A 23,921-nucleotide genomic window follows, 5' to 3' on the forward strand; every position below is an offset into this window, starting at 1 on the left:
GGGCCGAGTTCCGGTGCCCGCGCCGCGCCACGCGGAAACCCCGTGACCACCGGTGACGGTGGCGGGGAGAATGACCCCGTGCGCTATCGCCTTCTCGGTACCACCCAGGCACTCCGCCCCGACGGCACGCCCCTGCCCGTCGGCGGGGCGCGGCTGCGTGCCTTGCTGACCGTGCTCGCGCTGCGGTCCGGCCGGGCCGTGCCGGCCGCCCTGCTCGTCGACGAGGTGTGGGACGGCGACCCGCCGGCCGACGCGCCCGGCGCACTGCAGGCACTGGTGGGACGGCTGCGCCGGGCGCTCGGTGCGGACGCCGTGGAGTCCGTGGACGGCGGCTACCGGCTGGCCGCCGCGCCGGACGACGTCGACCTGCACCGGTTCGAGCGGCTCACCGGGGAGGGTCTGCGCGCACTGGCCGACGGCGACCCCGCGAAGGCGGCGGTCGTGCTGGACGACGCCCTCGCGCTGTGGCGCGGCCCCGCCCTCGCCGACCTGCCCGGCCGCACCGCCGAGGCCGCCCGCTGGGAGACCCGCCGTCTCGACGCACGCCGCGCCCGCCTCACCGCCGGGCTGGCCCTCGGCCACGGCGAGCAGCACCTGCCCGAGCTGACCGCCCTGTGCGACCTCCACCCCCTGGACGAGCCCCTCCAGGCGCTGCGCCTGCGCGCCCTGCGCGACGCGGGCCGCCCGGCTCAGGCCCTCGCCGCCTACGAGGACGTACGGCAGCTGCTCGCGGACCGGCTGGGCTCCGACCCGGGGCCCGAACTGCGTGCGCTCCACGAGGAGTTGCTGCATGCACCGGGCGCCGCGCCCACCGCGGTCCCGTCCCACGGCGGCACCCCCGCCGCGCCCCTGCCTCCCGGCAACCTCCGCGCCCGGCTCACCTCCTTCGTCGGGCGCGACGCCGACATCGACGCCCTTCGCGGTGATCTCGCCCAGGCCCGGCTCGTCACCCTGCTCGGGCCCGGGGGGGCCGGAAAGACGCGGCTGTCCCAGGAGGCCGCCGAGACGGTGGCGCACGAACTGCGGGACGGCGTGTGGCTGGCCGAACTCGCTCCCGTCGACGACCCCGAGGCCGTGCCCGAGGCCGTGCTCACCGCCGTCGGCGCGCGCGAGACCGTGCTGCGCGGCGCCGGCGCCGAGGAGATGCGTGCCGTCGCCGACCGGCACGACGACCCCCTCGTCCGCCTCGCCGAGCACTGCGCACGGCGCCGCATGCTGCTCATCCTCGACAACTGCGAGCACGTCGTGGACGCCGCCGCCCACCTCGTCGCGCACCTGCTCGAACGCTGCCCCGGCCTGACGGTCCTCGCCACCAGCCGGGAACCCCTCGGCGTCCCCGGAGAGGTGCTGCGCCCCGTCGAGCCGCTGCCGCAACCGTACGCGCTGGAACTGCTCGCCGACCGCGGCGCCGCCGCCCGGCTCGGCTTCCGCGTCGAGGACGACCCCGAGGCCGCCGCCGAGATCTGCCGCCGCCTCGACGGGCTGCCCCTCGCCATCGAACTGGCGGCCGCCCGCCTCCGCATGCTCACCCCCCGCCAGATCGCCGACCGGCTCGACGACCGCTTCCGGCTGCTGACCTCCGGCAGCCGCACCGTGCTGCACCGCCAGCAGACCCTGCGGGCCGTCGTCGACTGGTCCTGGGACCTCCTCGACGAGGACGAACGCGCGGTGCTGCGCCGGCTGTCCGTCTTCTCCGGCGGCTGCGACCTGACCGCCGCCGAGGCCGTGTGCGGGCCCGCCGCCCTGGAGGCACTCGGTTCGCTCGTCGACAAGTCCCTCGTCGTGGCCGCCCCGTCGGGCGACGGCGCGATGCGTTACCGGCTCCTCGAGACGGTCGCCGAGTACGCCGGGGAACGGCTCGACGAGTCGGGTGAGCGGTCCGACGCCGAACACGCACACCTCACCTACTACCGTGAACTGGCCCGGACCACCGACCCGTTGCTGCGCTCCTCACAGCAACGGCCGGCGGTCGAACGCCTGCAGCTCGAGTACGAGAACCTGCGTACCGCCCTGCGCCACGCCGTCGCCGCCCGCGACGAACAGGAGGCGCTGTGCCTGCTGCTCTCGCTGTGCTGGTACTGGCAGATGCGGGACCTGCGCACAGAGGCCCGCGCCTGGTCGACCGCGGTCATGGCCCTGGGCCCCGCCCCGTTCACCTCGCCCGCGCGTCCGGTGCCGGACCTGCTGGACCGGCCCACCGACACCCCGCCGCCGATGCGCCCCGAGGTCCTCGACGAGGCCCGCCGCGGCGCGCATCTCGTCCATCTCGCCTGCATGGACATGGACATCCAGGCATGGGAGACACCCGAGGCCAAGGAGAAGCTGAGCGTCATCAGCCGGACCTACCGCCCCGGGCAGCCGCAGACCTGCCGGGTGCCCGGGTTCCTGTGGTTCTTCGCCGTTCTGCTCACCACGGACATGGACCGTGTGCGCACGGTCCTCGACGAGTCGGTCCGCACCTGCCGCGAGCTCGGCTACACCTGGGAGCTGGCCCAGACCCTGCAGTTGCGCGCCAACATCTTCGCCAACCGCGTCGACTGGACGGACGACGCGACCCGGGACGCGGACGAGGCACTGGAGATCTTCCGTCGCCTCGGCGACGCCTGGGGCACGGCCGAGGCCCTGTCCGCCCGTGGTGAGGCGCACGAACGCCGCGGTGACTACCTGCTCGCCGCCGCCGACTACGAGGCCGCGCAGCGTCAGGCCGAACAGCTCGGTGCCCGCTCACAGATGGCCGTGCTCGGCGCCCGCCTCGGCAGTGCCCTGCTGGACGCGGGGGAGTCCGAGCGGGGTGAACGGCTGCTGCGCCAGGTGATCGAGGAACGCCACGGCGCGATGGACGCCATGCCGTTCGCCCGGATCTTCCTGGCGATGTGGCTCGGCCGGACGGACCGCGTCGCCGAGGCGCGCGAGCAACTCCAGTCGGTCCGCGAGGAGTTCGGCGCCGTGTCCTTCGCGGTCTTCGACGGGATGGTGATCGGCCTGGACGCCTGGCTGGACGCTGTCGAGGAGCGGTACGAGGAGGCACTCGCCAAGGTGCGCACGGCACTCGCACGCGCGGCGGACCGGATGAGCCTGGTGATCGCGCCGCACATGGCCTCCGTGCATCTGGTCACCGCGGCGATCGCGCTCGCGGGCGTGGACGGCGGGCGTCGCGCCGGGGACGCGGCCCGGTGCGTGGCCGCCGCCGACGGGCTGCTGCCGCCCGGCCACGTCCGGGCACCCGCGGAGCTCGACGCACGCGCCAGGGCGGAGGCGGGTGCCCGGACCGCGCTGGGCGACCCGGCCTACTTGGCCGCGTACGCGGAGGGCGGCGGCCTCACTCTGGAGGAGGCCGCCGCCCTCGTGTGACGCGGACCGGCTGGGCTCGGGCCGGGCGTCAGCTCTTGTTGTTGAACTTGCGGATGGCGATCGGCGCCATGACCAGCGTGAGGACGGCCGACCAGGCGAGGGTCATCAGCACGCTGTGGGCGACCGGCCCCCCGTTCATCAGGCTCCGGGCGGCGTCCGCGAGCGTCGACAGCGGGTTGTAGTCGGTGAACGCCTGCAGCCAGCCCGGCATGGTGTTGGTCGGGGCGAAGATCGACGAACCGAACTGCAGCGGCATCAGCACGAGAAACCCCATTCCTTGGACGGCCTGGGCGCTCTTCAGCACCACGCCCAGGGTCAGGAAGATCCACATGACTCCGAACCCGAAGAGGACCGACAGGCCGATCGCCGCGAAGAGGCCCGGGACGTTCGACACCGACAGTCCGAGCATGAAGCCCACCGTGAGCAGAACCGCAGTGGCGAACAGCATCCGCCCGAGCTCCACAGTGATCTTCGCGACCAGGACGGAGGCGCGACTGATCGGCAGGGACCGGAAGCGGTCCATCACGCCCTTGTGGAAGTCCTCGTTGAATCCGGTGCCGACGCCCTGCGCGATGTTCATACCCATCATCGCCATCAGGCCGGGGACCACGTAGTTGACGTACGCATGCCGGTTGTGGGTGCCCGCGATCGCGCCGCCGAAGACGAACACGAACAGCAGGCAGAAGATGATCGGGAACAGGATCGCGTCGAACATCGACTCCGGGTCCTGCCGGATCCACAACAGGTTGCGGCGGACCAGGGCACCGATGTGGCGCAGGTTCGCGCGCAGTCCGATACGGCCTTCGGAGACCGGCGGAGAGCTGATGGTGTTCGAGGGGGCGGCGCGCAGCGCCTCGTTCAGGGTGGTGGGCGACGGGTGGGCGCTCATGCGGCGACCTCCTCACGGGTGGGGGACGCGTCCTGCGGGGCACCGGCCTTGTGGCCGGTGAGGGACAGGAACACCTCGTCCAGGCTGGGCAGTTCGGTGGAGATGCCGGCGAGCGTGATGCCGCGGGCGGTGAGCGCGCCGACCACGGCGGTCAACTGCTCGTCGCTGAGGATCGGCACGAGGACGGTGCCGGTCTCGGTGTCCACGGTCGCGCTGCCGGGGCCGGTGAGGCCGAACTCGTCGAGCGCCGTGGCCGTCGGGCGCAGCTCCGTCGGGTCGGCCGGGCGGACGCGCAGCGTACGGCCGCCGACCTTGGCCTTCAGTTCGTCGATGCGGCCGCCCGCGATGACCTTGCCGCGGTCGATGACGGTCAGCTCGGAGGCGAGTTGCTCGGCCTCCTCCATGTACTGGGTGGTGAGCAGCACGGTCGCGCCCTCGGCGACCATCCGCTTGACCTCGGTCCACACCTCGTTCCGGGTGCGCGGGTCGAGGCCGGTGGTCGGCTCGTCCAGGTAGAGCACCGCCGGGTGCCCGATCATCGAGGCGGCGAGGTCCAGGCGCCGGCGCATACCGCCGGAGTACGTGGACGCCGGGCGCTTCGCGGCCTCGGTGAGCGAGAACCGCTCCAGCAGCCCGTCGGCCCGGGCGCGGGCCTCCTTGCGGGGCAGGTCGAGGAGCCGGCCGATCATGTACAGGTTCTCGAAACCGGACAGCTTCTCGTCCACGGAGGCGTACTGGCCGGTGAGGCCTATCACGCGGCGTGTCTGCCGCGGCTGCCGTACGACGTCGTAGCCGGCGACCACGGCGTGGCCGGCGTCCGGGGTGATCAGGGTGGACAGGCAGCGCACGAGGGTGGTCTTGCCGGCACCGTTCGGCCCCAGCACGCCGAGGACGGTGCCCTCGCGCACATCGAGGTCGACGCCGTCCAGCGCCTTGGTCTCACCGTAGTGCTTGACCAGCCCCCGCACGGTGACGGCCGCGTCCGGTGCGGCGTCGTTCGGGGTGTTGTCGATTCGCGTCATGCCACGAAGGTGTCAGGCCCCACCGACAAACGACCGACAGCGCACCTACAGCCGCCGACAGCCCACCCACTGGCCGCCGACAGCACCGACAACTCCCCGACGAACAGCGCAACCATCAATGGAGGAACCACGACGGGCAGCAACCAGGTCCGCGAGAGCGGCGCCGGTTCAGGCGCAAAAGGCGGCAGCCCGCCGACGGGGGAAGATCGGCGGGCTGTCGCGCGCCACCTGAAGGGGCGCGGGGCGGTGGCATTGTGGGCCTTCGCCGTGCGGACGCTCAGCGAAGGAAGGTCAGTGGACCGAGTGCTCCTCGAGCGGGAACGTCCCGCCCACCACGTCCTCGGCGAACGCCCTCGCCGCGTCACCCATCACCTGTCGCAGGTCCGCGTACTGCTTCACGAACTTCGGCACCCGGCCCCCGGTCAGTCCGAGCATGTCCGTCCACACGAGCACCTGCGCGTCCGTGTCCGGACCGGCGCCGATGCCGACCGTCGGAATGTGCAGCACCCGCGTCACCTCGGCCGCCAGCTCCGCCGGGACCAGCTCCAGGACCACCGCGAACGCGCCCGCGTCCTGCACCGCCTTGGCATCCCGCAGCAGCTGCGCGGCCGCCTCCTCGCCGCGGCCCTGCACGCGGTACCCCATGGCGTTCACGGACTGGGGGGTGAGGCCGATGTGCGCCATGACCGGGATGCCGGACTCCACCAGCAGCTCGATCTGGCGGTGCGAGCGCTCGCCGCCCTCCAGCTTCACCGCGCCGACCCCGGCCTCCTTCACCAGCCGGGTTGCCGAGCGCAGCGCCTGCACCGGGCCCTCCTGGTACGAGCCGAAGGGCAGGTCGCCGACGATCAGGGCGCGCCTGGTGCCCCGTACGACCGCGGCGGAGAGCATGGTCATCTCGTCGAGGGTGACGGGCACGGTCGTCTCGTACCCCAGGTGGCAGTTGCCCGCCGAGTCGCCGACGAGCATCACCGGGATCCCGGCCTCGTCGAACACGGACGCGGTCATCGCGTCGTAGGCGGTGAGCATGGGCCACTTCTCGCCGCGCTCCTTGGCGGCGGTGATGTCGCGGACGGTGATGCGGCGGGTGCTCTTCCCCCCGTACAGCGCCTTGCTGCTGTCGGAGGACCTGAGCGTGCCCTGAGCGTGCTGCCCCTGGGCAGCCGAAAGCTGCGTCATCGCAACGGCTCCTTCTGTCATCTCGAGGCGCCCTGACGGCGTCCCCGGACCACTCCCATGGTGGCACCTCGTGCCACGCGCGGCTAGGGCAGGGGGCGCACCCGGCGCCCCGCCGGGCGGGGAGCCCGTTCAACCCCGAGGGGCCGGGCCTGCGTCTCCCGTATGGGGCCGGACACGTGACCCGGATCTCTCCTTAAGGAGTCCGTAAAGACTTCCGATACGAGACGGTTCCGTATCGGAAGTCGCCTAGGCTCGCTCATATGACTACCCCTGCTGCCCCTGTCGAACGGCGGGTGCCCGATGCCGTGCACCGGCGCCGGTGGGCCATCCTCGGCGCGCTGATGCTCAGCCTGCTGATCGTGGTGCTCGACAACTCCATCCTGAACGTCGCCATCAAGACGATCTCCACCCCCGCGCCGACCGGCCTCGGCGCCACCCAGAGCGAGCTGGAGTGGGCCATCAACGCCTACACGCTCGTCTTCGCCGGGCTGCTGTTCACCGCGGGGCTGCTGGGCGACCGTCTGGGCCGGAAGAAGGCGCTGCTGGCCGGTCTCGTGGTGTTCGGCGCGGGGTCGGCGCTCGCCGCGGAGTCCGGTTCACCCGATCAGCTGATTGCGTTCCGCGCCCTCATGGCTCTAGGCGCGGCCTTCGTGATGCCGGCCACGCTCGCCGTCCTCATGAACGTCTTCGAGCGCGACGAGCAGCCCAAGGCCATCGGCATCTGGGCCGGCGGCGTCGGCCTCGCCATCGCCATAGGGCCCATCACCGGCGGGGTGCTGCTGGACCACTTCTGGTGGGGTTCCGTCTTCCTGATCAACGTGCCGATCGTGATCCTGGCGCTCGCCCTGATGATCTGGCTGGTCCCCGACTCCCGCGACCCCAACCCAGGGCGCCTCGACCCCATCGGCGTCGTGCTGTCCGTCGTCGGCCTGGTCCTGCTCGTCTACGGCATCATCAAGGGCGGCCAGCTCGCCGACTTCACCGACACCAAGGTGATCGGGACCATACTGGCCGGTCTCGCCGTCCTCGCGCTCTTCGTCGTGTTCGAGAAGCGCAGCGACCACCCGTCCATCGACGTCGGCTACTTCAAGAACAAGGCCTTCTCCTCGGCCATCACCGCGATCTCCCTGGTCTTCTTCGCGCTGATGGGCGTGACCTTCTTCTCCGTCTTCTACACCCAGAGCGTGCGCGGCTACTCGCCGCTGCAGGCCGGTCTGCTGTTGCTGCCGCTGGCCGCCGCACAACTGATCTTCGCGCCGCGTGCCCGGCTGGTGGTCGACCGGTTCGGCAACAAGGCCACGACCACCGCGGGCATGCTCATCATCGCCGCGATGCTCGCCGCGTTCGCCGCCCTGACGGCGGACACGCCCATCTGGATCCTCGAAGTCCTGTTCTTCCTGATGGGCACCGGGATGGCACACATCATGACCCCGACCAGTGTCGTCATAATGCAGGCACTTCCCCGCGAGAAGGCCGGCTCCGCGTCCGCGCTCAGCAACACCTTCCGTCAGGTCGGTGGCGCGCTCGGCATCGCGGTGCTCGGCTCGGTGCTGTCGACGTCGTACCGCGACGGCATCCAGGACAAGCTGACGTTCCTGCCGGCCGGCGTACGCCACACCGCGGGCGAATCCATCGAGGCGACCCTCGGTGTGGCCTCCAAGCTCGGCCCGAAGGGCAGGGTCCTCGTCTCCCCGGCCAACGACGCCTTCCTGCACGCCATGCACGTCACCGCGCTGTGGGGCGCGGGCGTGGCGGTGCTCGGCGCGGTGGTGGTCGCGCTGTTCCTGCCCGGGAAGGCGCCCGCGCGGACCGGCACGGAGGAGCCGGAGCTGGTCGCGGCCGATCACTGACGGTACGTCAAGGCGGGCACTCGGACAGCCGGGTGCCCGTTGACGACAGACAGCGGGGGAACATCCCACCGCCCGCGAAGGACGGAGTCGAACGTGAGCCTCGCCGAGAGCAGGCCCCGGACCCAGCAGCAGGAGTGGCCCGTGCGCGGACGTCCACGCAGCGAGGCCGTCGAACGGGCCATCATCGAAGGGGTGATGAAACTCATCGAGGACGGCGTGTCCCTCGCCGACCTGTCCATAGAGCGCATCGCCCGCACCGCGGGTGTCGGCAAGGCCACCATCTACCGGCGGTGGAACAACAAGGAGGACCTCTTCGTCGACGTCCTGCGCTCCGCCGACCCCGAGGACCCCGAACTGCCGGGCACCTCGATGCGCGACGACCTCGTCATGCTGCTGGAGTGGCTGCGGCAGCGCGCCCTGGCCAGCCGCTCCTCGGCGATCCTGCGCAACGTGCACGCGCAGATGAAGTCCAGCCCCAAGATCTGGGCCGCCTATCACGCGACGGTCATAGCACCCCGGCGCCGGCTCAGCCTCGACATCCTGCGTCGCGGACAGCGGAACGGCGAGCTGCGCACGGACGTGGACCTCGATCTGATGAACGACATGCTGGTCGCCCCCATGCTCGTACGCTCCCTGCTGCGCCCCGAGGCGCCACTCGAGGAGGGCCTGAGCGAGCGGATCGTCGACACGGCACTGGAAGGCCTACGACCCGTCAGATCGTAACGCCCACGTGCCGGTTTCCCGGGCGTGTGTGCGCGTTTCGTCACAGAAGTCCCCTCAGGAACCCCCGTTCGGAACTCCGTACGCCGCCTCGTTCGTCCTCGTGCGCGTACGGCCGTCACGGGGCGGCAGGGACGGAGCCGATCATCCCCTAGGGTCGTTACCGCGGGGGGACGACGGTGTGCACGGCAAGGTGTGAGGCGACGGTATGACGCAGGCGTACATGACGGAGACGGGTGGCGGCGGCACGGGGCCGGGCCGCGGAGGATCCCGGCTCCGGCGCCTGTACGACGGTCTGCGCGGTGACCGCGGCATCTGGCGCCGCGGCATCGTCCTGGCCGCGCTCGCGGTGGTCCTCGCCCTGGTGATGCTGCTGCACGCGCGGATCCCCAACAGGGTCGGAAACCTCGGCTCCCTGACGGAGACGTTCCTGCCGTGGTTCGGGATCGTGGGTGTGCCGCTGCTGCTGATCCTCGCACTGCTGCGGAAGTCGGCGACGGCGCTGATCGCGGTGCTGGTGCCCGTGACGGTCTGGCTGAACCTCTTCGGCGGGCTGCTCGGCGACAAGAGCGGCAGCGGCGGCGACCTGACCGTCGCCACGCACAACGTGAACGCCGACAACCCCGACCCGTCCGGCACCGCCCGGGACGTGGCCGCGTCCGGCGCGGACGTGCTGGCGCTGGAGGAGCTGAAGGCGTCCGCGGTGCCGGTGTACGAGCGGGCGCTGGCGTCGACGTACGGGTACCACTCGGTGCAGGGCACGGTCGGGCTGTGGAGCAGGTACCCGCTGAGCGGGGTCGAGCCCGTGGACATCAAGCTGGGCTGGACGCGGGCGATGCGGGCCACCGTGAAAACGCCGGAGGGCGAGGTCGCCGTCTACGTCGCCCACATGCCCTCCGTGCGGGTGAAGCTGGCGGCCGGGTTCACGGCGCGGCAGCGGGACACCAGCGCGGACGCGCTCGGGGAGGCCATCGCCGACGAGAAGCTCGGCAAGGTGATCGCGCTCGGCGACCTGAACGGCACCATGAACGACCGAGCGCTCAACGCCGTCACGTCCCAGATGCGTTCGACGCAGGGCGCGGCCGGCAGCGGGTTCGGGTTCAGCTGGCCGGCGTCGTTCCCGATGGCGCGGATCGACCAGATCATGGTCAGGGGCGTGGACCCGGTGAGCTCGTGGACGCTGCCGCGGACGGGGAGCGACCATCTGCCGGTGGCGGCGCGTGTGAACGTCACCACGTCTTAACCCGGCGGAATACTGGGCCTGCCAGACTTTGTTCCGTACGTGAACATACGAACGCAGACGACGACGTACGGAACCTCGTTTTGGAAAGGCACAGGCACCTCATGCCCCTGGCCCTGCTCGCCCTCGCCGTGGGCGCCTTCGGCATCGGCACGACCGAGTTCGTGATGATGGGCCTCCTGCCCAATGTCGCGGACGACCTGCACATATCCATCCCCACCGCCGGGCACCTGGTCTCGGCGTACGCCCTGGGCGTGGTGATCGGCGCGCCGCTGCTCGCCGCGGTCACCGCGCGCATGTCCAGGCGCACGGTCCTGATCGGTCTGATGGCCCTGTTCGTGCTGGGCAACGCCCTCTCGGCGCTGGCGCCCGGCTACGACTCGCTGCTGGCCGCCCGCTTCCTGAGCGGGCTGCCGCACGGGGCGTTCTTCGGCGTCGGCGCGGTCGTCGCCACCAACCTGGTGGCGCCCGAGCGCAAGGCCCGCTCGGTCTCGCTGATGTTCCTGGGCCTGACGGTCGCGAACATCGCGGGCGTGCCGGTGGCCACGCTGATGGGCCAGCACCTGGGGTGGCGCGCGACGTTCCTGGGCGTGAGCGCGATCGGCCTGGCCGCGATCGCCTCCCTCTTCCTGCTGATCCCGCACGACCACACCCACGCCCCGGCCGGCGGCCTGCGCGGCGAACTGGCCGCCCTGCGCTCGCTGCCCGTGTGGCTGGCACTGGGAACGACGGTGGCGGGCTTCGGCGCGCTGTTCTCGGCGTACAGCTATGTCACGCCGATGCTGACGGACGCGGCGGGCTACGCCGACTCGAGCGTGACGCTCCTGCTGGCCCTGTTCGGCGTGGGCGCGACGATCGGCAACCTGATGGGCGGCCGGCTGGCGGACCACTCGCTGCGAGGCACGCTGTTCGGCGGCCTGACGTCGCTGGCGGCGGTCCTGTCCCTCTTCCCGCTCCTGATGAGCGCCCAGTGGAGCGCCACCCTGGCGGTGACACTGCTGGGCATGGCGGCGTTCGTCACCGGGTCGCCGCTGCAGCTGATGGTGATGGAGAAGGCGTCGGCGGCGCCGTCGCTGGCCTCCTCGGCGAACCAGGCGGCGTTCAACATGGCGAACGCGGGCGGAGCGTGGATCGGCGGCCTCGCGCTCGCCGCGGGCTTCGGCGTGACCTCTCCGGCGGTGGCCGGGGCGGGGCTGGCGGTGCTGGGGCTGGCGGTGGCCGGGGTGGCCTACGCGGTGGACCGGCGGCGGGAGGATGTCCGGGTGGGCCGGGTGGTCGCCACCCACGTCCCCGCGCAGTCCGGCGCCCTGCATCCCTGACCCCGGGGGGCTCCGCCCCTGGACCCGATCTCACTGGGTGCTCGGACCGGCTGGATCCGGTGCGGCAGGAATGGAGCGGCGGGGTGGTGGGGTGCGTCACGGGCACTGCTGCGCCTTGCTGCTGCCGCAGTCCCTGATCTGGATCTTCGTGCCGTCGGCGTTGGCGCCGTTCAGCACCTCCAGGCATTTCTGCGCGTTGACGTTCGCCAGGGTGTAGTGGCCGTCGTAGACCGCCCACACCTGCCACCTCTGGGCGCTGCTGCCGTTGCAGGTGTAGATCTGCACCGGGGTGCCGTTGGTCTTCCCGGACCCCTGCACGTCCAGGCACTTGCCCGAGGCCCCCGGTACCTGGATCTCCAGCGGGGCTTCACCGATCCAGCCGAGGCCGCCTTCGGTGTTGTAGTCCAGCCAACGGGTGGAGTAGTCCGCGATCCACCGCTGGCCGAGGAGCTTCGCCTCTCGTCTTCCCGGGGTCGATCGGTGCGGCGGAGGCGCAGCGCCTCAGCGCGGCCGACGGCCGGCCGGTCGTCTTCTGGCGGCCGGGCTGCACGTACTGCAGCCGGATCGACTTGAGTGATGCGCTCTGGTTCAAGAGCAGCCACAGCAACGGTGACGGCGGGGAATGCGTAGAAGTAGCCAGCGACTTCCCCGGCGCCGCCCTCTGGCGCAAGTCGACCTACAGCGGCGACTTCGAGGACGCCTGCGTCGAAGTCGCCCACAACATCCCCGGCCTCGTCCCCGTCCGTGACTCCAAGGTGCCCGACGGCCTCGTCCTCGTCCTCACCGCCGCCGCCTGGGCCCCCTTCGTCGCCTCGCTGAAGAGGTGAACCGGGGCCCAGGGGCCGTCACCGTCACGCCTCCGGGGCGTCGAAGCGGGCGAGGTCCCGCAGCCAGGCCCGCGCGTTGCCGTCGGACGGGGCGCGCCAGTCGCCGCGCGGAGAGAGTGAACCGCCGGCCGAGACCTTCGGCCCGTTCGGCATGGCCGACCGCTTGAACTGCGCGAACGCGAAGAAGCGACGGCAGAAGACCTCCAGCCAGTGCCGGATCTCCGGCAGGTCGTACGCCACCCGCTTGGCCTCGGGGAAGTTCGGCGGCCAGGCGCCGGCCTCGGGGTCGTGCCAGGCGTGCCAGGCCAGGAAGGCGATCTTGGAGGGCCGGAAGCCGTAGCGCAGCACGTGGAAGAGCGTGAAGTCGTGCAGCGCGTACGGGCCGATCTTGGACTCGGTGGACTGCATCTCCTCGCCCGGTACCAGTTCCGGGCTGATCTCGGTGTCGAGGATCGCGGCGAGCGTCCTGCCCGTCTCCTCGTCGAACTGGCCGCTGCTGATCACCCAGCGGATCAGGTGCTGGATCAGAGTCTTCGGCACCCCGCCGTTGACGTTGTAGTGGCTCATCTGGTCGCCCACGCCGTATGTGGACCAGCCGAGCGCCAGCTCCGACAGGTCCCCGGTGCCCAGCACGATGCCGCCGCGCTGGTTGGCCAGCCGGAACAGGTAGTCGGTGCGCAGCCCGGCCTGCACGTTCTCGAAGGTGACGTCGTACACCGGCTCGCCGGAGGCGAACGGGTGGCCCATCTCCTCCAGCATCAGCCGCGCGGTGGGTGTGATGTCCAGCTCGGCAGCGGTCACGCCGAGCGAGTTCATCAGCTTGTGGGCGTTGTCCTTGGTGTGGTCGCTGGTGGCGAAGCCGGGCAGCGTGAAGGCCAGGATGTCGCTGCGCGGACGGCCCGCGCGGTCCATCGCCCGGGCGGCGACGATCAGCGCGTGCGTGGAGTCCAGGCCGCCCGACACCCCGATGACCACCTTCGGGCCGCCGATCGCCGCGAGGCGCTGCTGGAGGCCCTCGACCTGGATGTTGTACGCCTCGTAGCAGTCCAGGGCGAGGCGGTCGGGGTCGGCCGGAACGAACGGGAAGCGCTCCAGGCGACGGCGCAGCCCCAGGTCGGTGAGCGGCGGATCGAGCTCGAAGGAGACCGTCCGGAAGTCGCCGGTCCGCGCGCGGTGCGTGCGGCGGTTGTCGTCGAACGTGCCCATGCGCTGCCGCTCCTGCCGCAGCAGGTCGAGGTCCACGTCGGCCACCGCGTAGCTGTCGCCGAGCGGGAACCGCTCGGTCTCGGCCAGCAGCACGCCGTTCTCGTAGATCATGGTCTGGCCGTCCCAGGACAGGTCGGTGGTCGACTCGCCCAGCCCGGCCGCCGCGTAGACGTACGCCGCGAGGCAGCGGGAGGACGCCGAGCGGCACAGCAGCTTGCGGTCCTCGGCCCGTCCGACCGTGATCGGGCTGCCCGAGAGGTTGACGAGGACAGTCGCACCGGCGAGGGCCGCCTCCGCACTGGGCGGCACCGGCACCCACATGTCCTCGCAGATCTCCGCGTGCAGCACCAGACCGGGGACGTCCTCGGCCGCGAACAGCAGATCCACGCCGAAGGGCACGGCCTCGCCGCCGACGCGGATCGACCCGCCGCGCTCGTCGGCGCCGTCGCCGATCTGCCGGCGCTCGTAGAACTCCCGGTAGTTCGGCGGGTACGACTTGGGCACGACACCCAGGACGCGGCCGCGGTGCACGATCACCGCGCAGTTGTAGACCCGGTTGCGGTGGCGCAGCGGGGCGCCGACGACCAGGACCGGCAGCAGATCCGCCGACCCGGTCACCACGTCCTGAAGCGCCTCCTCGACCTGGTCGAGCAGCGCGTCCTGAAGCAGCAGGTCCTCGATCGAGTAGCCGCACAGCACCATCTCCGGGAAGACGGCGACGGCGACCCCCTCCCCGGCGCACCGGCGCGCGTGGCGCAGGACCGCTTCGGCGTTGGCGTGCGGGTCCGCGATGACGGTGTGACCCGTGCACGCGGCGACGCGTGCGAAGCCATGCTGATAGATCGACCAGAAGTTCAACGGAGGCACGGGCCCAGTGTAATCGTCAGAGCGACGCGATGGGGTGGTGCGGGGTGTGTGCCACCCCACGCACGGCGAAGGGGCGCGGGGTGGACCCACCCTACGCACGGCGAAGGGGGCGCGGGGTGGACCCACCCCACGCCCCCTCGAGGTGCCGTTGCCGGCGGTGCCTCAGTGGCGGCGCCACGACTCCACGTAGCCGGGAGCGGGCGAGCCCACGCCGGTCACGTCGTCGTAGCCCTTCACCGCGGACAGCGAGCTGTCCTTGCCGAGGCTGCGGACCGAGGTGGCGATGCCGCCCGTGGCGTCGTGGCCGTTGACGAAGTCGACGCGCGCCACGGCGAGTCCGGAGCCCGTCGGGTTGTCCGTGACGTCGTGGTACGCCTTCGAGCCGTACTTGGCGTAGATCTCCGGGTTGGCGAAGCCGATCGGCTGGCCGCCGCGGGCCTCCTGGGCCAGCGCCTGGACGGCGGCGATCACCGGCGCGGCGAGCGAGGTGCCGCCGATGCGGTACTCGTCGTACGCCTGCGTCTTGCCGTCCGGCAGGGTCTGCGTCTGGCCGACCAGGAATCCGGTGTTGGGGTCGGCGATCGCCGCGATGTCCGGGACGACGCGGTTGCCGTCGGTGCCGTTGGCCTTCGCCAGCGCGTCCGGGACGACGCCCTTCTGGTAGTAGGGCTCCGCCACGGTCTTGCTGGTGCCGCCGCCCGCGCCCGAGGTGAACGCGCCGGGGAAGTTCACCCAGCTCTTGCCGTCCGCCGCCAGCAGGGCCTTCTCGGTGCCCCAGCCGGTCTCCCACTGGTACGTGTCGTTCTTGCCGACCGCCAGCGAGGTGCCGCCGACCGCGGTCACCCAGGCCGAGTTGGCCGGGGTGTCGACCTGCTTCGTACCGGTGTTGGCGACCTCGTCGCCGTTGTCGCCGGAGGAGAAGTAGAAGCCGATGCCCTCGGCCGCGCCGAACTGGAACACCTGGTCGTAGGCGGCCGCGAGGTCCGGGGTCTGGTTGGCCTCGATGTCGCCCCAGGAGTTGGAGACGATGTCGGCCAGGTGGTTGTCGACGACCTTGCTGAGCGAGTCGAGCAGGTCGTCGTCGTAACAGGAGGCGGCGCCGACGTACGTGACGTTCGCGGCGGGGGCGACCGCGTGCACGGCCTCGACGTCGAGCGTCTCCTCGCCGTACCAGCCGGCGGCCGAGCACTCCTTGGTCTTGGTGTACTGGTCCGGCAGCACCTGGCGCAGCTGGCTCGTGGTCCAGGCGGCGTCGCCGTGCTTCTTCGCGTAGGTGGCCGCGTCGAAGGCGATGGTCGGGGAGGCGTACGCGTCGGTGATGGCGATGCGCACCCCCTTGCCGGTGCGGGTGCCCGCGCCGTACGCGGCTCGCAGCTGCTTGCCCGTGTAGCCCTTGACGGCGTACGGGATCTCGTGGCCGTAGGCCTCCGGCAGCGTCGTCGCGGTGTTCGAGCCGTAGTAGGAGGAGAACGGCCCGGAGTTGCGGAAGACGGTCTCCGGCGGCGGCAGCTGGTCGTCGTGGTTCGCCTTGTGCGGGGCGTTGTCCAGGCCGGTGACGGTCAGGACTGCGCCCTTCAGGCCCTCGGGCGCGGTGGCCGCCTTCGACGGCGCACGGTAGGTCTTGCCACCCTTGGCGTAGTTGTGCAGCTGCGTGCCGAACGCCTTCTCGGCGGCGGCCACGTCACCGGTCACGGCGACGTAGTGCTGCGTGACGGCGGTGACCTTCAGGCCCGACGCCTTCAGCCACGACGTGACCGCGGCGACCTGCTCCTTGGCCGCGCCGAAGCGCGCCTGCGCCTGCTTGGCGCTCAGGTACTTGCCGTACAACGGCGAGTGCGGGTCGGAGACGGCCTTCGCGTAGGCGGCCAGGCCGCGCGCGTCACGGCCGGCGAGGTAGACCCGGGCGGAGACCTGGGCGCTGTCGGAGGTCGCGCCCTTGTCCGCCGTGGCCGTCGCCCACGCGGGCTTGGTGCCCGCGAGAGCCTGCCGGCCGGGGTTGTCCGCGGCGTGCGCCGCGGGTATGCCGAGCGCCACTGCGCCGGCGAGCAGCGGCAGTGTCGCTGCCAGGCTCACCCCGGCGCGCGCCTTGGCGCGGTTGGATCTCATAGAACCCCCTGCGATGCGGTTCGTCGCATGTAGTGGTCGGTCGATGTGATCCGCGTAGAGCACAGCGCGATGACGGCGCGGTGAATGGATCACACGATGGGGGCCACTCTTTCGATGAACCGTTCATGCCAGGGGAATGAAAAGGCCAAGGAAATCCCAAGTGCCCGCGACTATGGGCGGTTTGGGTGGGTTTGGGGATTCCCCGTGTGTTGCGGAAAGGTTGCGATTGTCGGGACGCCCTTGCGGCGGCCTCCGATCGGAGGCCGCTTTGTCGACTTGTATGCAGACCGGTGGCGTCAGGTGCGTGGCTCGGCGCCGCGTTCCTCGAGCATCGTCGTCATCAGCCCGATCTCCGACCGCTGTGCGTCGACCATGCCCTGCGCGAGCCTTTTCTCCACGCCCACCGTGCACTTGGCGACACAGCCCTCGGCCATGTGGATGCCGCCCTTGTGGTGGTCGGTCATCAGTTGCAGGTAGAGGATCTCCGCCTGCTTGCCGCTGAGTTCGCCCAGCCTGTTCAGCTCCGCGTCGGTCGCCATGCCCGGCATCAGCGCGCCGTCCTTGCCGGAGGCCATGCCGCCCATGCCCATCCACGTCATCGGCGGCTCGGAGGACACCTTCGGCAGCCCCCACAGGTCGAGCCAGCCCAGCAGCATGCCGCGCTGGTTGGCCTGGGTCTGCGCGATGTCGTACGCGAGGCGGCGCACCTCCTCGTTCCCGGTGCGGTCGCGCACGATGTACGACATCTCGACGGCCTGCTGGTGGTGGACCGCCATGTCCCGCGCGAAACCGGCGTCCGCCGAGTCCGCGGCGGGCACGCGGACGCTCCCCGACCCGCCGTCCTCGGCGACCGCGTACGTGATCGCGCCCGTCGCGACGAGGGCCGCCGCCGCGGCCCCGGCGATCCAGCCGATGCGCCGGCTCATCGCATCGTCCCGCCGGTGCAGGAGGCACCCGGCTCGGGCGTCTGCTCGCCCTGGACGTAGGTGGCGAGGAACTTGTCGACGCCCGGGTCGTCGGCGCTGTTCACGGAGAGCTGGTGGCCCCAGGCCGTGAGCATGATCGGGCTCGCCTGGTTCCCGTACGGGCTCATCAGCGTGTACGGCGTCCTCTTCACCTTCGCCGCGAGCGCGGACACGTCGGCCTTCGACGCCTTGCCGCTGTACGTCACCCACACCGCGCCGTGCTCCAGCGAGTGCACGGCGTTCTCGTCCCTGACCGGCTCGGTGTAGACGTCGCCGTTGCAGTTCAGCCAGACCGGGTTGTGGTCGCCGCCCACGGGCGGGTGCATCGGGTAGGGCACGCTCGTGGTGACGTGATTGCGGGACAGCCTGCCCGTCCAGATCCGCACGCCGTCCTTGCCGGTGACGAAGTGGCCGGTGTCCTGGGAGCTCTTCGCCGAGCCCTTGGAGCCGCTCGCCGAGCCCTCGGAGCCGCCGGCCGAGTGCTTCGAGCCGCTCGCCGCCGAGGCCTTGCTCCCGGACTGCGAGTCGATGAGGACCACCCCGCCGACGACGAGACCGGCGACGACGAGCACGCTCGCCGTGATCGTCAGGATGCGGCTGCGGCGCTCATGTGCGCGTTCCGCACGGCGCATCTGCTCCATGCGGGCCTTGCGCTCGGCGGAACCGGGGGTGGGGGCGGAGCCCATGGTGCGTCCTTCGGGGGAAAGGGACCTTCGGGACGGCTGATCGTAGTGGGGAGGGAGTCCCTGGGCCCAGGTCGGACCACCCGAATGGCCGAGGGGGCGGCCTTCCCGCCGAATAATTTGAAGCCGGGATGCGCATTATCTACGCTGGCGGCATGCGACTGTTGCGCTCCACCGACCTGGCGCTGCGGGTCCTGATGCGGCTCGCCGTCGCCGGCGGCTCCAGCCCCACGACCCGCGAGGTCGCGGGGGCCATGGACGTGCCGTACACGCACGCCGCGAAGGTCGTGGCCGAGCTGACGCACATGGGACTGGTCGAGGCCCGCCGCGGCCGGGGCGGCGGGCTCACGCTCACCGAGGCCGGGCGCACGGCGTCGGTCGGCGCGGTCGTGCGCCGCTTCGAGGGGGACGGCGACGTCGTCGACTGCGAGGGCCCCACGCCCTGCCCCCTGCACACCGGCTGCCGGCTGCGGGGCGCACTGCGCCGGGCCCAGGAGGCGTTCTTCGCCTCGCTGGACCCGGTGACGGTGCAGGACGTGGTGGCGGCGCCTACGGGGCCGCTGATTCTCGGTATGCCCTCCGTACTGTGACGGCGAATGCCCGGGGTCTCGACCTTCTCCCGCGCCTGTGGGTGGCGGGGAAAGTGTGTCCGCGCTCCTGAGCAGGACGAGGGCGGGGTGAGCTTGGACGGCGCACGGCAGGCGGTTCCGCGTCCGCCCGGCTCAGGCGCCCGTGGCTCGGAAGGCGGTGGCGCGCACACTGGTCCCGCAGAGGGCGAAGTCGCCGCCGTCGTCCGGGGCCAGTTGCTGGCGCCCGCCCGCGACGCCCACCACGATCGAGGGTGCGACGGAGGGGGTGGCGCCGGACGCGCAGTACCCGCTCGCCTCGCCGAGGACGGGCGTGAAGGTGAGCTGCGTCGAGGCCCGGACGCCGACTGCCAGCGCCACCGGTCCCGAGGCGCCCTGGTCGACGACCTGGAGAGGTTTGTTCCTGTCGGGCGAGCCCAGGCCCGCGAGGGCGACGGTGGGAAAACCCTTCAGCACGCACGCACCAGGGCCCTGGTTGACGACCGTGACCGCCACCTGGCCCGACGCCAGGCGCCGTGCGCTGCTCGCGACGAGCTGCGCGCTCGTGCACGGGGCGACCGTCACTCGTGGCGAGGTGGCCCCGTCCGCCGTCGCGGCGGCAGCGGCAGGGGCAAGGACTGCGGCCGGCAGGCCTGCCGCGACAGCTCCGGCCGCGGCCGCGGACAAGATCGTCCCCATGCGTTTCCTCGTTGTGCGTGCCATGAGCGCTGTCCTCCGCGTTCGAAGGTGGGTGGCTCGACCTCACGTCCTCGAAGGTCTCTTCTGCCTCACGAGCCTCGCCAATCCACCGTCGCACCAAGAGCCCTCACCGGCCAGCCGGGCAGCCGCAGCGGGATCAGTCCTGCGCGAGCCAGAGGTCCGGCCCGAACACCTCGTAGTGGATGTCGGCGGGGGCCACACCCTGCTCGATCAGCTGGGCGCGCACCGCGCGCATGAAGGGCAGCGGACCGCACAGGTACGCGCGCGTGCCCGACGCGACCGGCACGGCGGACAGGTCCACGAGGCCCGTGTGCGCGGCCTTCGGGGCGTCCTGCTCGTACCAGAAGTGCACGGCGGCGTCCGGCAGCTTGGCCGCGAAGCCCTCGTGGTCGGTGCGCAGGGCGTGCGTGGCGGGGGAGCGGTCGGCGTGCACCACGGTGACCGGGGCGCGGTGGCCGGTGCGGGCGAGCTGCTCCAGCATGGCGATCATCGGGGTCACGCCGATGCCGGCGGAGGCGAGCAGCAGGGGTGCGTCGGTGGCGTCCAGGACCAGGTCGCCGTACGGGGCGGACAGCTCCAGCGTGTCGCCCTCCCGCACGCGCGCGCGGAGGTGACCGGAGACCTCGCCGTCCGGCGTGTCGCCGCCGTGGACGCGCTTGACGTCGATCTGGCGCAGCGGGGAGCCCGGAGCGGCGGACAGGCTGTACTGGCGGATCTGCCGGGCGCCGTCCGGGAGTTCCACGCGGACGGAGACGTACTGGCCGGGGCGGAAGTCGGGGATGGAGAGCATCGGGACTCCTTTTGTGGAGGAAGAGTGGGCTTCGGCCCGCTCGGCCGTCGGCACCGTAATAAAACTTGCATCTACGATGCAAATTAAGGGACGGGAGAGAGGGACGAGATCGGCCATTACGTATGGGCCGCCGAACAGGCAAGATGGGCGTCAGAGCAGACACCTGCCGTATGCGAGGCGTTCAGCCCGGGGTCGGGCGGCCGATCAAGGTCCGCAACGCGCATGAAATGCTGTTGTGGTGGGATGCTCAGGTGCCCGACCGCCTCCCGTGGTGCGGGAGACAGGCGGCCTGACCAGCAAGGATGGGGAAGCGGAAGATGGACAAGCAGCAGGAGTTCGTGCTCCGGACCTTGGAGGAGCGCGACATCCGGTTCGTACGCCTGTGGTTCACGGACGTGCTGGGCTTCCTCAAGTCCGTGGCCGTGGCCCCTGCCGAGCTTGAGCAGGCGTTCGACGAGGGCATCGGCTTCGACGGCTCCGCCATCGAGGGCTTCGCCCGCGTCTACGAGTCCGACATGATCGCCAAGCCGGACCCGTCGACCTTCCAGGTCCTGCCCTGGCGCGCGGAGGCCCCCGGCACGGCCCGTATGTTCTGCGACATCCTCATGCCGGACGGCTCGCCGTCCTTCGCGGACCCCCGGTACGTCCTCAAGCGCGCCCTGGCCCGCGCCTCCGACCTCGGCTTCACCTTCTACACCCACCCCGAGATCGAGTTCTTCCTGCTGAAGGACCGGCCGCTGGACGGCAGCCGCCCGACGCCGGCGGACAACTCCGGCTACTTCGACCACACCCCGCAGAACGTCGGCATGGACTTCCGCCGCCAGGCGATCACCATGCTGGAGTCGATGGGCATCTCGGTCGAGTTCTCCCACCACGAGGGCGCCCCGGGCCAGCAGGAGATCGACCTGCGATACGCCGACGCGCTGTCCACCGCCGACAACGTCATGACGTTCCGCCTGGTCATGAAGCAGGTGGCGCTGGAGCAGGGCGTGCAGGCCACCTTCATGCCGAAGCCGTTCTCCGAGCACCCCGGCTCCGGTATGCACACGCACCTGTCCCTGTTCGAGGGCGACCGGAACGCGTTCTACGAGTCCGGCGCGGAGTACCAGCTGTCCAAGGTGGGCCGCTCCTTCATCGCGGGCCTGCTGCGGCACGCCGGGGAGACCTCGGCGATCACCAACCAGTGGGTGAACTCCTACAAGCGGATCTGGGGCGGCGCCGAGCGCACCGCGGGCGCCGGCGGCGAGGCGCCGTCGTACATCTGCTGGGGGCACAACAACCGCTCGGCCCTGGTCCGGGTCCCGATGTACAAGCCGGGCAAGACGGGCTCGGCCCGTGTCGAGGTCCGCTCGCTGGACTCCGGCGCGAACCCGTACCTGGCCTACGCGGTCCTGCTGGCCGCCGGCCTGAAGGGCATTGAGGAGGGCTACGAGCTGCCTCCGGGCGCCGAGGACGACGTGTGGGCGCTGACGGACTCCGAGCGCCGCGCGATGGGAATCGAGCCGCTGCCGCAGAACCTCGGCGAGGCGCTCACGCTCATGCAGCGCAGCGACCTGATCGCCGAGACGCTGGGCGAGCACGTGTTCGACTTCTTCCTGCGCAACAAGAAGCAGGAGTGGGAGGAGTACCGCTCGGAGGTCACGGCGTTCGAGCTGCGGAAGAACCTGCCGGTGCTCTGAGGGCGCTGAGAGGTCGCTCCGAGGTCTTCATGGGGGCCGGCGGTCGGTGCCGCCGCCCCACCGACCGGGCGGCCCGGAGTCTAGGGCAGGTCGGAGACGAGTTCGCTGAGTCGCGGTGTGGGCTGAAGGCCCATTTCGGCCTGGAGATGCTCCTCGTAGCGTTCGAAGACGCCCAGCGCCTCCGACGGGTTGCCTTCCGCGAGGTGGGCCCGGATCAGCAGCGCCTGGCAGCTTTCCCGCAGTGGGCTGGCGCACACGGCCGCGTGCGCGGCGGCCACGGCCTCGGCGAACCGTCCCGCCGAGATGAAGCTCTCCGCCAGCTTCTCCAAGGCGTGGGTGCGAAGCTGCAGCCAGGATTCCGCCTGCAGCAGCGCCCAGTCCTCGTACCAGCCCGGAAGCAGGTCCGTGGACAGCGCATGGATGGTTTCCATGCCGACCTTGGGGTCCTCGGGCGACATGTCGGGACCGAGAACGAAGTGAGCAAGCGACTGGGCGTGGTGGAAGTCGACACTGACCTCCCGGGCCAGGCGCACCTCCGTCGTGCTGACGTCCAGGGCTTCCCTGCCGACGCCGTTCAGGCGCGACAGGGCCGACCGCAGGTTGGCATAGGCGCATCGATCGGGCGCCTCGGGCCAGAGGGACCCCGCGACCAGCGCTCTGGAGACGGCACCCTGGCAAGTGAGTGCCACGAATCCCAGAAGACGTGCGGATCCGGGCGGGATGTCCACTTGCTCGTCGGCGATCTTCAGATCGAAGCCGCCGAGGAGCGCCATGCGTACAGGGCTGAAGGACTCTTCTCTACGGCTGCTGCGGTCCATGATCCTCGCTCTCTCGCAACAGGGACTGTTGACGATTGAGCAAGCCCAAGGCTCGCCCTCCAGCCATGCTGCACCACCTTCGCGATGTTGTCGCGGCGAGACGCGCGAGCCGAAAGTGCAGGTCAGCGGCCTCCTTCATCGCCCGTCCGGCGTAGCGTCCCGATGCCTGGACACGCGGCCGTCACGCCTGCGTCACACCCGGACGGCAAGGCTGGGGGGACCCCTCGAAAGGAGAGACTCATGCGTCGCACGTGGTACCTCGGGCTGCTCGGCCTCCCGCTGGGCGCCTCCTGCCTGCTGGTCCCGAGCGGTTCTGCGTCGGCCGCGGACTCCTCGGCCACGGCGGTACCGAACGCGGTCTGTTCGGCGATCTCCAATGCGCCCCCCAACCCCTTCGGCTCGGTCCGGGGCAGCGGATTCGCGGCCAACGAAACGGTGCGCATCTCCGCGGATGGGCAAGTGATCACGAGCCAGCCCGCAGATGCCACTGGCAATGTCGGCGTCGGCGGCATCAGTCTGTCGGCTCGGAACTTCCAGCTGACGGGCCTGACCTCGGGAGGGTCGGCCACCTGCCCTGGTTTGGGACCGAGCACGACCACGACCACGCCCACCGAGCCCGGAACCACCCAGCCCGGAACCACCCAGCCCGGGACGGCCGCTGCCGACAAGACAGCCGGCGTCAAGGCCGGACGCTCCGACGGCCTGGCCTCCTGCGAGCAGGGCAAAGCGGTGAGGCGGTCGCTGATCGGTGAGTCCCAGGACTTCATCGACGGTTACCGGCAGGGCCTCGCCGAGGCGAAGGACCTCTTCTCCGCCTGCCTCGCCCAGCCGACGCAGCCCGGCCAGAACCAGCAGCAGAACCAGAACCAGCAGCAGAACCAGAACCAGCAGCAGAACCAGAACCAGAAGCAGAACCAGAACCAGAAGCAGAACCAGAAGCGCTGACGGCGTGGTGAGCCGGCAAGCGCGTGACACCCGTGACGGGGCGGTGTGGACCGCCCCGTCACCGCCGTCCAGCTAGTGCGCTGCTAGGCGCTGTTTCTCGGATCTCCCTCCGCGAGTGAGGTGTTGGGGGCAGGCTGACTGCATGGGACGCGGAGACCTGACGAACGCAGAGTGGGAGC

General features: G+C 71.1%; 19 protein-coding genes and 1 pseudogene. 9 read left to right on the forward strand and 11 right to left on the reverse strand.

The window, feature by feature from the left end; all coding sequences use genetic code 11:
* Window positions 1-78: 78 nt before the first annotated feature.
* Complete coding sequence (locus ACZ7L1_RS18980) at window positions 79-3,351, forward strand: BTAD domain-containing putative transcriptional regulator (RefSeq protein ID WP_471438496.1); 3,273 nt, start codon at window positions 79-81, stop codon at window positions 3,349-3,351.
* 28 nt (window positions 3,352-3,379) lie between these two features.
* Here ACZ7L1_RS18980 and ACZ7L1_RS18985 read toward each other — a convergent pair whose 3' ends face one another.
* The 3 genes from ACZ7L1_RS18985 to panB all read right to left on the reverse strand — a co-directional run bounded on the left by ACZ7L1_RS18985 (window position 3,380) and on the right by panB (window position 6,441).
* Window positions 3,380-4,213 (reverse strand): ABC transporter permease, encoded by an 834-nt coding sequence (locus ACZ7L1_RS18985; protein ID WP_471438544.1) that lies wholly within the window; start codon window positions 4,211-4,213, stop codon window positions 3,380-3,382.
* A gap of 23 nt (window positions 4,214-4,236) precedes the next feature.
* The gene (locus ACZ7L1_RS18990) at window positions 4,237-5,262 is read right to left on the reverse strand and encodes an ATP-binding cassette domain-containing protein (protein ID WP_471438497.1); all 1,026 of its coding nucleotides are present in this window, start codon (window positions 5,260-5,262) and stop codon (window positions 4,237-4,239) included.
* A gap of 291 nt (window positions 5,263-5,553) precedes the next feature.
* Window positions 5,554-6,441, reverse strand: coding sequence for a 3-methyl-2-oxobutanoate hydroxymethyltransferase (gene panB, locus ACZ7L1_RS18995; protein WP_471438500.1), 888 nt, complete (start codon window positions 6,439-6,441; stop codon window positions 5,554-5,556).
* Window positions 6,442-6,701: 260 nt separating this feature from the next.
* On the opposite strand from panB, the gene ACZ7L1_RS19000 reads away from it, so the two are divergent.
* The 4 genes from ACZ7L1_RS19000 to ACZ7L1_RS19015 all read left to right on the forward strand — a co-directional run bounded on the left by ACZ7L1_RS19000 (window position 6,702) and on the right by ACZ7L1_RS19015 (window position 11,570).
* Window positions 6,702-8,291, forward strand: a complete 1,590-nt coding sequence (locus tag ACZ7L1_RS19000) for an MFS transporter (protein ID WP_471438501.1) — start codon at window positions 6,702-6,704, stop codon at window positions 8,289-8,291.
* 93 nt (window positions 8,292-8,384) lie between these two features.
* Window positions 8,385-9,014, forward strand: a complete 630-nt coding sequence (locus tag ACZ7L1_RS19005) for a TetR/AcrR family transcriptional regulator (protein WP_471438503.1) — start codon at window positions 8,385-8,387, stop codon at window positions 9,012-9,014.
* Window positions 9,015-9,219: 205 nt separating this feature from the next.
* Window positions 9,220-10,254, forward strand: coding sequence for an endonuclease/exonuclease/phosphatase family protein (locus tag ACZ7L1_RS19010; protein ID WP_471438505.1), 1,035 nt, complete (start codon window positions 9,220-9,222; stop codon window positions 10,252-10,254).
* A gap of 101 nt (window positions 10,255-10,355) precedes the next feature.
* Complete coding sequence (locus tag ACZ7L1_RS19015; protein WP_471438507.1) at window positions 10,356-11,570, forward strand: MFS transporter; 1,215 nt, start codon at window positions 10,356-10,358, stop codon at window positions 11,568-11,570.
* Window positions 11,571-11,666: 96 nt separating this feature from the next.
* On the opposite strand, the gene ACZ7L1_RS19020 is transcribed toward ACZ7L1_RS19015, so the two are convergent.
* Window positions 11,667-12,002: an RICIN domain-containing protein gene (locus ACZ7L1_RS19020; protein WP_471438545.1), complete on the reverse strand. Its 336-nt coding sequence runs from the start codon at window positions 12,000-12,002 to the stop codon at window positions 11,667-11,669.
* 137 nt (window positions 12,003-12,139) lie between these two features.
* Here ACZ7L1_RS19020 and ACZ7L1_RS19025 point away from each other — a divergent pair, with 137 nt between their 5' ends.
* The gene (locus tag ACZ7L1_RS19025; RefSeq protein ID WP_471438508.1) at window positions 12,140-12,397 is read left to right on the forward strand and encodes a DUF397 domain-containing protein; all 258 of its coding nucleotides are present in this window, start codon (window positions 12,140-12,142) and stop codon (window positions 12,395-12,397) included.
* 24 nt (window positions 12,398-12,421) lie between these two features.
* On the opposite strand, the gene ACZ7L1_RS19030 is transcribed toward ACZ7L1_RS19025, so the two are convergent.
* The 4 genes from ACZ7L1_RS19030 to ACZ7L1_RS19045 form a co-directional block, all read right to left on the reverse strand.
* Window positions 12,422-14,470, reverse strand: a complete 2,049-nt coding sequence (locus ACZ7L1_RS19030; RefSeq protein ID WP_471438510.1) for an NAD(+) synthase — start codon at window positions 14,468-14,470, stop codon at window positions 12,422-12,424.
* A 162-nt stretch (window positions 14,471-14,632) separates the two neighbouring features.
* Entirely contained in the window at window positions 14,633-16,576 is a 1,944-nt protein-coding gene (locus ACZ7L1_RS19035; protein ID WP_471438512.1) for a S53 family peptidase, read from the reverse strand.
* A gap of 296 nt (window positions 16,577-16,872) precedes the next feature.
* Window positions 16,873-17,502 (reverse strand): DUF305 domain-containing protein, encoded by a 630-nt coding sequence (locus ACZ7L1_RS19040; RefSeq protein WP_471438513.1) that lies wholly within the window; start codon window positions 17,500-17,502, stop codon window positions 16,873-16,875.
* Window positions 17,499-18,227, reverse strand: coding sequence for a DUF3105 domain-containing protein (locus ACZ7L1_RS19045; protein WP_471438515.1), 729 nt, complete (start codon window positions 18,225-18,227; stop codon window positions 17,499-17,501). Before ACZ7L1_RS19045 ends, ACZ7L1_RS19040 begins: the two co-directional genes overlap by 4 nt.
* 152 nt (window positions 18,228-18,379) lie before the next feature.
* On the opposite strand from ACZ7L1_RS19045, the gene ACZ7L1_RS19050 reads away from it, so the two are divergent.
* On the forward strand, window positions 18,380-18,814 hold the full coding sequence (locus ACZ7L1_RS19050; RefSeq protein ID WP_471438517.1) for an RrF2 family transcriptional regulator: 435 nt from the start codon (window positions 18,380-18,382) through the stop codon (window positions 18,812-18,814).
* 132 nt (window positions 18,815-18,946) lie between these two features.
* Here ACZ7L1_RS19050 and ACZ7L1_RS19055 read toward each other — a convergent pair whose 3' ends face one another.
* Both ACZ7L1_RS19055 and ACZ7L1_RS19060 read right to left on the reverse strand, forming a co-directional pair.
* Entirely contained in the window at window positions 18,947-19,489 is a 543-nt protein-coding gene (locus ACZ7L1_RS19055) for a DUF4232 domain-containing protein (protein WP_471438518.1), read from the reverse strand.
* A gap of 157 nt (window positions 19,490-19,646) precedes the next feature.
* Window positions 19,647-20,291: pseudogene (locus ACZ7L1_RS19060) on the reverse strand (hemin transporter); the annotation flags it as partial.
* A 326-nt stretch (window positions 20,292-20,617) separates the two neighbouring features.
* On the opposite strand from ACZ7L1_RS19060, the gene glnA reads away from it, so the two are divergent.
* Window positions 20,618-21,979 (forward strand): type I glutamate--ammonia ligase, encoded by a 1,362-nt coding sequence (gene glnA, locus ACZ7L1_RS19065; RefSeq protein ID WP_471438520.1) that lies wholly within the window; start codon window positions 20,618-20,620, stop codon window positions 21,977-21,979.
* 80 nt (window positions 21,980-22,059) lie between these two features.
* On the opposite strand, the gene ACZ7L1_RS19070 is transcribed toward glnA, so the two are convergent.
* Window positions 22,060-22,797, reverse strand: a complete 738-nt coding sequence (locus tag ACZ7L1_RS19070) for an AfsR/SARP family transcriptional regulator (RefSeq protein WP_471438521.1) — start codon at window positions 22,795-22,797, stop codon at window positions 22,060-22,062.
* A 240-nt stretch (window positions 22,798-23,037) separates the two neighbouring features.
* On the opposite strand from ACZ7L1_RS19070, the gene ACZ7L1_RS19075 reads away from it, so the two are divergent.
* The gene (locus ACZ7L1_RS19075; RefSeq protein ID WP_471438523.1) at window positions 23,038-23,742 is read left to right on the forward strand and encodes a hypothetical protein; all 705 of its coding nucleotides are present in this window, start codon (window positions 23,038-23,040) and stop codon (window positions 23,740-23,742) included.
* Window positions 23,743-23,921 lie beyond the last annotated feature (179 nt).

Source organism: Streptomyces sp. NPDC107546, assembly GCF_055639175.1.

Coding starts and splice junctions, on each gene's coding strand:
- ACZ7L1_RS18990 (WP_471438497.1), bottom strand. CDS start 5,262: ATGACGCGAATCGACAACACCCCGAACGACGCCGCACCGGACGCGGCC.
- panB (WP_471438500.1), bottom strand. CDS start 6,441: ATGACGCAGCTTTCGGCTGCCCAGGGGCAGCACGCTCAGGGCACGCTC.
- ACZ7L1_RS19000 (WP_471438501.1), top strand. CDS start 6,702: ATGACTACCCCTGCTGCCCCTGTCGAACGGCGGGTGCCCGATGCCGTG.
- ACZ7L1_RS19010 (WP_471438505.1), top strand. CDS start 9,220: ATGACGCAGGCGTACATGACGGAGACGGGTGGCGGCGGCACGGGGCCG.
- ACZ7L1_RS19015 (WP_471438507.1), top strand. CDS start 10,356: ATGCCCCTGGCCCTGCTCGCCCTCGCCGTGGGCGCCTTCGGCATCGGC.
- ACZ7L1_RS19035 (WP_471438512.1), bottom strand. CDS start 16,576: ATGAGATCCAACCGCGCCAAGGCGCGCGCCGGGGTGAGCCTGGCAGCG.
- ACZ7L1_RS19040 (WP_471438513.1), bottom strand. CDS start 17,502: ATGAGCCGGCGCATCGGCTGGATCGCCGGGGCCGCGGCGGCGGCCCTC.
- ACZ7L1_RS19045 (WP_471438515.1), bottom strand. CDS start 18,227: ATGGGCTCCGCCCCCACCCCCGGTTCCGCCGAGCGCAAGGCCCGCATG.
- ACZ7L1_RS19050 (WP_471438517.1), top strand. CDS start 18,380: ATGCGACTGTTGCGCTCCACCGACCTGGCGCTGCGGGTCCTGATGCGG.
- ACZ7L1_RS19055 (WP_471438518.1), bottom strand. CDS start 19,489: ATGGGGACGATCTTGTCCGCGGCCGCGGCCGGAGCTGTCGCGGCAGGC.
- glnA (WP_471438520.1), top strand. CDS start 20,618: ATGGACAAGCAGCAGGAGTTCGTGCTCCGGACCTTGGAGGAGCGCGAC.
- ACZ7L1_RS19070 (WP_471438521.1), bottom strand. CDS start 22,797: ATGGACCGCAGCAGCCGTAGAGAAGAGTCCTTCAGCCCTGTACGCATG.
- ACZ7L1_RS19075 (WP_471438523.1), top strand. CDS start 23,038: ATGCGTCGCACGTGGTACCTCGGGCTGCTCGGCCTCCCGCTGGGCGCC.